Origin of the sequence: Mesorhizobium sp. M0048 (assembly GCF_040323405.1) — a bacterium.
GTDB lineage: Bacteria > Pseudomonadota > Alphaproteobacteria > Rhizobiales > Rhizobiaceae > Mesorhizobium.
The window spans coordinates 1-8,083 of the sequence record NZ_JAMYUV010000093.1 but is presented as its reverse complement, the minus strand read 5'-3'; the positions used below and the strand labels follow the sequence as shown (position 1 = coordinate 8,083).

The window sequence follows — 8,083 nt, the reverse complement described above, 5'->3', positions numbered from 1 at the left end:
ACGGCGCTGATCCGCTGAAGCTGAGGTTCGATTGCAGCCGCTGCAAGCCGTCGGTGAAGATCACGCTTCTAGAGGTGCACCCGGAGCACCTGCCGAAGCGGCTGATGATCCACAAGCCCATGAAGATCGATGGCAAGATCCATTGGACCACAGAGCGGTTCCGCGGATGACAGACCGCCTCAAGATCCACCTCGCCGACCAGGGCGGCTTCGAAGCCGTCGACGGCAGCACTGTGCTTGCTGCTTTCGAAGATGCTGTCGAGGCGTTCGAATTCGCCCGCGACCGCGGCGCCCGTGTCTGGTTGGATTGGGACAGAACCGTCATAGGTGGGGAAACGGTGCCCGGAGAGATACCTGGTCATGGACGACCTCTACCTCCGATCCACGCTTCCGACTTCATGGCGGACAGCGAGGAACCGCCGACACAAAGGAGCAATCGGTGTTCGAGCTCGAACGAGAGTTCACGCGCTTCATCGCCGAGACGAAAAAAGGGCGTGCGACGTATGGGAGCGTCTTTCCAAACCGAAAGAAGTTCGAACTCCTGGCGCCTGAGAGCTGGATGCTGTCGGACCCCTCCGCAAGGCCTGGGAGCGTTTTCGGCTTCCGGTGCTGCCGTCCAAAGTTTATGATCTAGCTAGCCGGCCCCGCGAAGCGGAAGACGCTTGAACAACAACCATCCTAGCCGTGATGCCAGGGGTGCTTGCGTTTGGCCGCTACTTGGAATGACCAGAGCCAGTACGGCGAGGTGGAATTCCCCTGATGGAGGGGCAAATGGGAATCCAAACAGCAACATACGCGATCGCTCTTTCGATAGCAGCTTCGGCTTGGGCAACTCCGGCAGCTCCCGAGGAAAAACCCCCTGAGGTGCTCATAAACGCGACAATAGAGCGTGGCGGCGATTTCTTAGCCTTCGGTTTTGACTCTCTCTGGATGATGAGTGGCCGTAAGCTTGTTCGGATCAATCCAGACGACAACTCTGTTACCGACATTCCCATTGAGGGGGCTGTCGGCAGTTACCGCGGGATTTCCATCGGCGAGGGCGCCGTCTGGGTGCCGGATGTCGGCAGCAAGACAATCTACAAGGTAGACCCGCGCGCAAACAAAATCGTCCTGCAAATACCGTCCCTCCTATTCGACAGCGAAGGTAGCATCGGAGTCGGTGAAGGTGCCGTATGGGCCGTCACCGGTAGCAATGGCCAGATCCTGGCTCGCTATGATGCTCAGAATGGGAACGAGGTCGCGAAGGTACCGCTGCCATCTACCAGCTCCGGCGTAGTCGCAGACTTCGGGTCCGTCTGGGTTACAGGAACTGCGAAAAGTGAATTGTACCGTGTCGATCCGAAAACGAATCAGATCGTTACGACAACTGCTCTCAACCCAGAGCCGCGGTTCCTGACGTCCGGCGAAGGATCGATCTGGGTCCTCAATCAGGGCGACGGAACCGTCCAGCGGATCGATGGCAAAACCGGTGAGGTTCTCGCCACCATCGAGGCTGACGCCGCCGGAGAGGGCGGCGATATAGCAGTCGGAGGCGGCTTTGTCTGGCTATCAACGATACTCGTCCCGGTCATTCGCATTGACCCGAATACGAACTCGTTCAGTGGCAAGTTCAAGCGCCCATCCGGAGTGTACCTAGGCGACGCTATCCGTTATGGAGATGATTCGCTATGGATCTCCGGCAACTCGATCTTCCGCATCAAGCCGCCGGGATAGTTCGTTACCGCGTGGCTCTTGAGCTTTTGGCGCGAACTCGATTCTGTCCGTTGTTGGCGGATAACCGATGGGGTCAACAAGCTTAGTTGCGGACTTTTTCAACACTATCGAGCCCTTCCGGACCAGCAGCACGCGTAAGCCTCCGGAAGGCGTCAAGAAGCGGCCGGCTACTCAATGGGTCAGCCTGGGGTGAAGCTGCGCATTAAACATCTGCGGGGCGAGCACAAATATATCCGTGACGCTTCGCATGGTTTAAGCCCCTTCGAGGAACGTTCGTTGATTGGCTCGCGTTGAGGTGAGCTTGGCGCGATGAAGCTGCGTCCCGGCAAAATCTCAACAAGGAGACGGCTATGAGAATGCATCTTTCAACCGCAGCGGCGGGATTTCTGCTGCTGGCCGGCATTGGTGCCGCCGCCGCCCAGGACGTGATCATCGAACCGCAGCAGGAAACCGTCATCAAGGAATACGTGAAGAAGCAGCCGCTCGCATCGGTGAAAATCCCTGGAGTGGAGCTTAACATCGGCTCGCCCCTCCCAGACACCGTCGAGCTGCATGAAGTGCCGAACGTCAAATACCGTTATGTGGTCGTCGACAACCGGACCGTTCTGGTGGATCCGAGCACGCGCAAGATCATCAAGGTCTACGACTGATCTGATCTTGGGATCGCTGGCCCCGATGGCCACGGCAAAGCGTCAATAGTCCGGGTCAGCCGCTCGACAGTCTCGATGATCGCTTTTGCAAGCGCCTCGCCCTCATGCACCGGCAACGGTCCATAGAGCAGGTTGACTGCCTCCTCGCTCGGCAGCACGCCGGCCGATCGCCATACGCACGAGCTGCAGGCCGGTTCTTTCTCCGTAGATGTAATTTTCATCCATCGCCAGGATACTGGCGCTGGGTTGTCGATCGTCAAGACCGGCCGGCGCGCATCATGGCGCGGGCGATGGCGAGCTGCGCCTCGACCTTGGCGTTTTCCTTCTGCGTCAGGTTGTCGGCGGCGATCAGGCGCTTCGAGGAACGCATGATCTCTCCGCGCCGAAGCGGCCTCGCCCGAGCCAGTTATCCGATCACCCGCTCAGATTTTTGTACCAAACACTCGCCCCCTCGTACTAAGGAACAAATCCGCTCATGCTCAATCGCCGACGAAAGCCAAGTTCTTTCAAAGTGATAGTGGGAAACCGCAAACTCCAGCGTGCGTCCTGCACAATATTAGATCGTCGTTCGCGGAACTTTTGCCAGGCGGAGCCCTTTTTCAAGTTGGAATAAGGAGGAACCAATGGCAAATCTGGGAAAACTAGCGATCGCGATGCTTGGGGTTCTAGCCTACCAGAACCGCGACAAGATAGGAGACATGATCCGTCGCGCGCGGGAACGCGATCCAAACAATCCGCAAGGTGGAATGGTCGATCAACTGTCCAAAGGTGTGTCGGGCACCGCTCTCGGCGACATCCTCGAACGATTCAGAAATGTGGGTGCGGGATCAAAGGTAGACTCTTGGGTGAGCACTGGACCGAACCAGCCAATCGAGCCACGCGAGGTGGAGATGGCCATAGACGAGGATACGCTCACGTCTCTTTCTATGCAGACCGGTCTTTCGCGCGAGGAGCTCATTGCCAGGATCACGCGAGATCTGCCTGAGGCGGTCAATCAGATGACCCCGAATGGTGAAATGCCCCCAGCTGAGCCGACGCAGGGCTCGGATGAAACGACCCTGCTCGACGACGTGCCCCCGGGTTGGACGCAGGCTAAGGGTAACTGATCAATGATCCAGCCGGCGCGAGCGAAAATCTAGAATGACTGCCCTGGATCGAGAAGACCTGATACTTCGCCGCAACCGTTCAAAGCCAGCGAAGAGCGCGCAGGGCTTTGGCGAGCTTAAGGCAGCGACAGCAATTGACGAGTTGGATCTCTTGGCCGGTCTACTCGATTCCCGCTGGCGCGTCCCCGGAACTTCAATACGTTTTGGAATGGACGCCTTGGTCGGCCTAGTCCCTGTCCTGGGAGATGCAGCATCAGGCCTGGTTTCAGCTTACATCGTCTTACAAGCGCGTAACTGCGGTGCTGGGAGTGGCCTGATCGCTCGCATGTTGGGGAACGTGCTGCTCGATACGGTTGTGGGGAGCGTTCCTATCCTAGGTTCGATCTTCGACGTATACTTCAAGGCGAATAATCGCAACCTCGGGCTGCTTCGCCGACACCTCCAAAGGTAAGCCAACTGCGATTACCGATTCCGACCGCCCGTCATTTCAGACGATGCTGAGCGCTAGTACCTTGGCACGCGTGTTGGCAGGGAGTTTCTCGGGAACGGCATGCGCCACGCACATTAGTCCAAACGCATCGGCACCATGAGAAGCCCAGTCGTGGTTAGGACCAAGACCGATGTTGCGCGCGTCGTCGCGTAGCGTTACGACCGGTTTCAAGAAATGGCGCGACTGCGCCCATTAACCAGCCCGCAGCTTCGATCGACCGAGAGCCCGGTAACCCTTTCGGCTGAAATCCTGGGCGGCCCTCTCAGCCCATTGTTGTTACATTCGCTTGCTCGTGTTGAGCGCTGCCGCGGCGGAGGGTGGCATGGGAGAAGAATCATGCCTAACAGGAACAGAGGCCACATCGGCCGCGCTGGATATGGCCGCGAACAAGACCGATGCGAATGATGCGAATGGCCTGGCACATCTGGCCGAGGTTGGTTTCTACCGAGAAGTTCGGGTCAAGGGTTTCGACAGCATGCTGATCCGCACGCTGATCACCGCACGGCGCCAGCTTCTCAAGATGCGGTTGCAGATACCGTCGACGATGGTCTTCTGATTGGCGGCGCCTGCAAGCGCAACACCAACAACATCACGTGGACCACCTTACGGAGCGGGGCGAAGACACTCAGGGCAGGCACCGGAGAAGCTGGGGTTGGGACTTTCCGACAAATGCCCAGACCAATCGCGCCCTCTGTTTCACGAGCACCGGCAAAGATCTTGTCTCAATGCTGCTGCAGTCGTTTCCGAAGTATTAGTCAGGGTGGAACTTTAGTGATTTCTGATGATTGTCTGTGATCAGCGAGTGCGCCCCCTCAGCGCCCGCTGCAGACGGGCCAAAAGCCCGATCGGGCCCGCGTTCTCCGCCAGAGGCGCGGGCTTTTTTTGTTGTCTGGGGGAACACGGTCGGCGACAATGGTTCGGTCGGCGACAAAAGCCCGTACCGTCAGATCGAGGACAATAATGCGGGAGAGGCGATACTTATCTGATAAAGAAAAATCCGACAGACAGGAGCGCACGTCGGATGCTGCACGGGCTTTCACCGACATTGAGCGCATCGCGCGAGATGCAAAGACGGCTCGGCTACGGGAGCAACGACTTACGGCCGAAACCGCTCCTGCTGCTGCGCTGGCATCGAAGCCGAAGCTGAACCGAAAAGGCAAGAAGGCCAAGTAGGCACGCTGCACCAGACAGACCTCTTATGGAACGCAACCTTGAGACGCGGATTAGGCATCTGCAGCATTGCTACGAGACCGATGCTGAGATCGGTGTCCTCCGGTCGGCCCGCGTCCTCTCCCGGAGGGTGGGGGCCATCCTTGTGTCACGACTTTGCCGGCGGCGTTTGGCGCTTCTTCAGGATCCGTGCCTCGCGCAGCAATGATGCGCGATCGGTCCCAATCATTTCAATCAGATCGCTTGCCTGCGCCTCCGTTATACCGGTCTCCTCCGCGAGGCCCTTCGCCTGAGCCTCCTTGAGTCGCTCGCGGCTGGGCTTGTCATCTCCCACTTTGAAATTCCTTTCCGACGGTATTATCGTACCAATCGTCGAGAGGGTGACTTGTTCCTCGAACCGCCGACTAAAGTCTGATCGGCAACCGCCGACTAAGGTCCGATCGGCTCAATCCGACTCGCAATTGCTCACCGGGCCTGCATCGTTGGAAGCACGCCTCGCTGCAGGATTTTCGGGAAGAAGGAACTTAATCCCATTCGCCAGCTTATGGCTGGATGAGCACACGTGGCATCAACTTCTTCGAGAAATGGATGGCAGAGCATCTGCCTAACGCAAGGTCAAGCGATCCGTTCGCTATTAGGAATCTTGCCGACCAGGCCCTGAAAGCGGCTGAGGAGAGCGGCATCAAGGCACACGAGATCGAAGAGGAGGTCGGGAACGTTTTCGACGTCATTGTCGCCGCCATGCTGCATCGTGAAGGCGGCATGGTGGAAGCGACTTGCATCCGGCCGACAGACCGGGGACAGTGAATTCGGTGCGGCGACCCCATCAACGGAGATCGCCATGCATGCTGACCACGAATTCTGAAGAGCAATCTGTCGAGCTTTCCTCGCGGGGCTGTCCGCCGAAGCCGCACTCACCGTTGCGAGAACAAGTACGAGGCAGCCGCGCGTCGCATTATTGGCGCTCAGTTTTGAACGAATCGATCTCGTCGCGAAGCTCGCGGACCTCTCTCTAAGCTCTGTATGCGGTTCGCTGCTTCTCGGCCGTTGTCATCCGCCAAGAGTGCCGCTTTCGAAAGAGTGCTTATTGATGCGCCTTGTCCGTTCAGGTCGTCCGCATGCTGATTCAAAAGATCCACGTGCTCATTGTGGAGGCAAAGCAGATAATCAATGGCCCCGTTTACGTCGCTCCTCATTTGGAAGCACGTAGCAGAGGCGGGAGTGGCACAGATCCCAGCCAGCGCCGCTATTCCAATAACCTTCAGCATTTGCCCCTCCCAAGTGACGTGAAGCAAATCACCAATGGGAGGTCCGCGCAAGCTTCCCGCCCTCGGACGACCTAAGCCATGTCGCGCAGCGGCTTTCTGCGCTTTGGCGCCCTGTACTTCTCAACCAGCCTGACCTTGCTGATATCGACCGTCACCAGCGATCGTCAGCCCGATCAGGGGCGTTTGGCTCGAGTCGAATCCAAAGCGGGCTGTCCTGCGCCTGGTCGGGCTCGCCAGGAACATGGCTGCAGCAAGTCGAAGGCCGGGACGCGCGGCGCCAGAGCCCTTTTGAGATCATCGTGCTCGAAAGCGATCGCCATCCCGTTGATCTCCGCCGGTCGCGCCCCCGCGGCCTTGGCAAAATCGCGCCTGGTCGACGTCACCACGGCGACCGTTCGCGCCTGCGGGAGCGTCAGCGCGAAGAACCCGGCGGCGCTCTCCAGAAGACCAAGCGAACACGAATCGATGTTGGTCGTCAGAACCCGCGGCTCTAGATCCGTCGGGACCGGATTGAGATCGTAGGCAGGCGATAGCGACCATCATGCCCTTCCCAGCCAAAGGAAGCCGTGATTGCGCAGGTGATCGTCGACGTTGGAAATCAGCACGTTGAAGGCGAAACGGCGATAGAGGGCACGCGATCGTCTCGCGCCAGATTCTCCGCCTTCTGGCTATCCAGGCCGCAGAGGAAATAGAGCGTAAGGCCTTCGTTCACGTAGCCGACGGTCGCCGCCTGCGGCCAGCCGTCCGGCCTCAGCGTTGCAATTGTCATTCGGCGATTGTCCTCTATAGGGGCTTTGAACTAACTCCCCTCGCGACCGTGCGCGTACTGGTCCCAAAATTACCGTCCCCAATACGGCTAATGGCCTCGATTACCACGCCATAGCAAAAACATCGGCACCACTCAAGCGAATGGCAATTATCTGTCGGAATGCGTTTAGGGTCCATTCACGGAGACCCACGCTTCGGTCGCGGGGGACACAGTAACTTCCCCTTTAAAGGCGTCGAGATTGCCACGAGCACCGAAAAGTCAGTTCCTTAGACCTAAAGATCGAGCGATCTGCCAGCGGGTTGTCGATCAGATAGTCGCCGACGCGAAATCGTACAGCACCTTGATAGACAGCCAGATTCTCGCCTCGACCACGCTGTCTCTCTTTAGATCCGGGGTCGGCAATGAAGCGAATTTGCTGGCACATGTTCGCGCGCGCCGCCATGACTTCATGAAGCAGGCCGGCACTGCTTCGCCGGAAACCGGACCTTAGGTTCATCGCCCGCCCTCTGCCTTGCCGTAGGGGCTCGGGTTGGTGTCGGGCGTATAAATCAGTCCAACGCGCTTGCCGCCGCACTTGGCGCATTTCAGCTTCGGAATGAGATCGTCCGCCATCGCTGCATCCGGGCCGAGCTTGGCCCTCAGCTTCTCAAGCGGCTGGTTTTGGTGACACCGCGGATTGTGGCAGGACGCAGTGAGCCGTGTCTTCGAGTCGATCAGAGTTTGCGGGGTCCAGCCTTTTGCCACGCCCCTGTCCCCGGAACCGTTCGGTAGTCCAGCGGATCTTCCCGTCGACCTTCACCGGCTTATGGATCACCAGGCGCTTGGGAAGGTGCTCCGGATGTACTTCGAGCAGGGTGATCTTCACCGTCAGCTTGCAGCGGCTGCAGTCGAACTTCAGTTTCAGCGGGTCGACGCCGC

General features: G+C 58.4%; 7 protein-coding genes and 4 pseudogenes. 5 read left to right on the top strand and 6 right to left on the bottom strand.

Going from position 1 to position 8,083, the window contains the following annotated elements; genetic code table 11:
• Positions 1 to 361: hypothetical protein (locus NKJ84_RS32475; protein ID WP_352509918.1), on the bottom strand; the 361-nt coding region annotated here is incomplete at its 3' end.
• Positions 362 to 770: 409 nt separating this feature from the next.
• On the opposite strand from NKJ84_RS32475, the gene NKJ84_RS32470 reads away from it, so the two are divergent.
• The 5 genes and pseudogenes from NKJ84_RS32470 to NKJ84_RS32450 form a co-directional block, all read left to right on the top strand.
• A complete protein-coding gene (locus NKJ84_RS32470) occupies positions 771 to 1,712 on the top strand; it encodes a Vgb family protein (protein WP_352509917.1) in 942 nt (313 codons plus the stop codon).
• A 350-nt stretch (positions 1,713 to 2,062) separates the two neighbouring features.
• Complete coding sequence (locus NKJ84_RS32465; RefSeq protein WP_352509916.1) at positions 2,063 to 2,362, top strand: DUF1236 domain-containing protein; 300 nt, start codon at positions 2,063 to 2,065, stop codon at positions 2,360 to 2,362.
• Between the two features lie 623 nt (positions 2,363 to 2,985).
• On the top strand, positions 2,986 to 3,468 hold the full coding sequence (locus tag NKJ84_RS32460; RefSeq protein ID WP_352509915.1) for a YidB family protein: 483 nt from the start codon (positions 2,986 to 2,988) through the stop codon (positions 3,466 to 3,468).
• A 34-nt stretch (positions 3,469 to 3,502) separates the two neighbouring features.
• Entirely contained in the window at positions 3,503 to 3,919 is a 417-nt protein-coding gene (locus NKJ84_RS32455; RefSeq protein WP_352509913.1) for a DUF4112 domain-containing protein, read from the top strand.
• A gap of 376 nt (positions 3,920 to 4,295) precedes the next feature.
• Positions 4,296 to 4,493, top strand: a pseudogene (locus NKJ84_RS32450) (IS110 family transposase); the annotation flags it as partial.
• Between the two features lie 783 nt (positions 4,494 to 5,276).
• Here the strand turns inward: NKJ84_RS32450 and NKJ84_RS32445 are convergent.
• The 5 genes and pseudogenes from NKJ84_RS32445 to NKJ84_RS32425 form a co-directional block, all read right to left on the bottom strand.
• Positions 5,277 to 5,462, bottom strand: coding sequence for a hypothetical protein (locus tag NKJ84_RS32445; RefSeq protein WP_352509912.1), 186 nt, complete (start codon positions 5,460 to 5,462; stop codon positions 5,277 to 5,279).
• Positions 5,463 to 5,743: 281 nt separating this feature from the next.
• A complete protein-coding gene (locus NKJ84_RS32440; protein ID WP_352509911.1) occupies positions 5,744 to 5,971 on the bottom strand; it encodes a hypothetical protein in 228 nt (75 codons plus the stop codon).
• A 697-nt stretch (positions 5,972 to 6,668) separates the two neighbouring features.
• Positions 6,669 to 7,055, bottom strand: a pseudogene (locus NKJ84_RS32435) (HipA domain-containing protein); the annotation flags it as partial.
• Positions 7,028 to 7,165, bottom strand: a pseudogene (locus NKJ84_RS32430) (pyridoxamine 5'-phosphate oxidase family protein); the annotation flags it as partial. The pseudogenes NKJ84_RS32430 and NKJ84_RS32435, both read right to left, overlap by 28 nt.
• A gap of 646 nt (positions 7,166 to 7,811) precedes the next feature.
• Positions 7,812 to 8,083, bottom strand: a pseudogene (locus NKJ84_RS32425) (hypothetical protein); the annotation flags it as partial.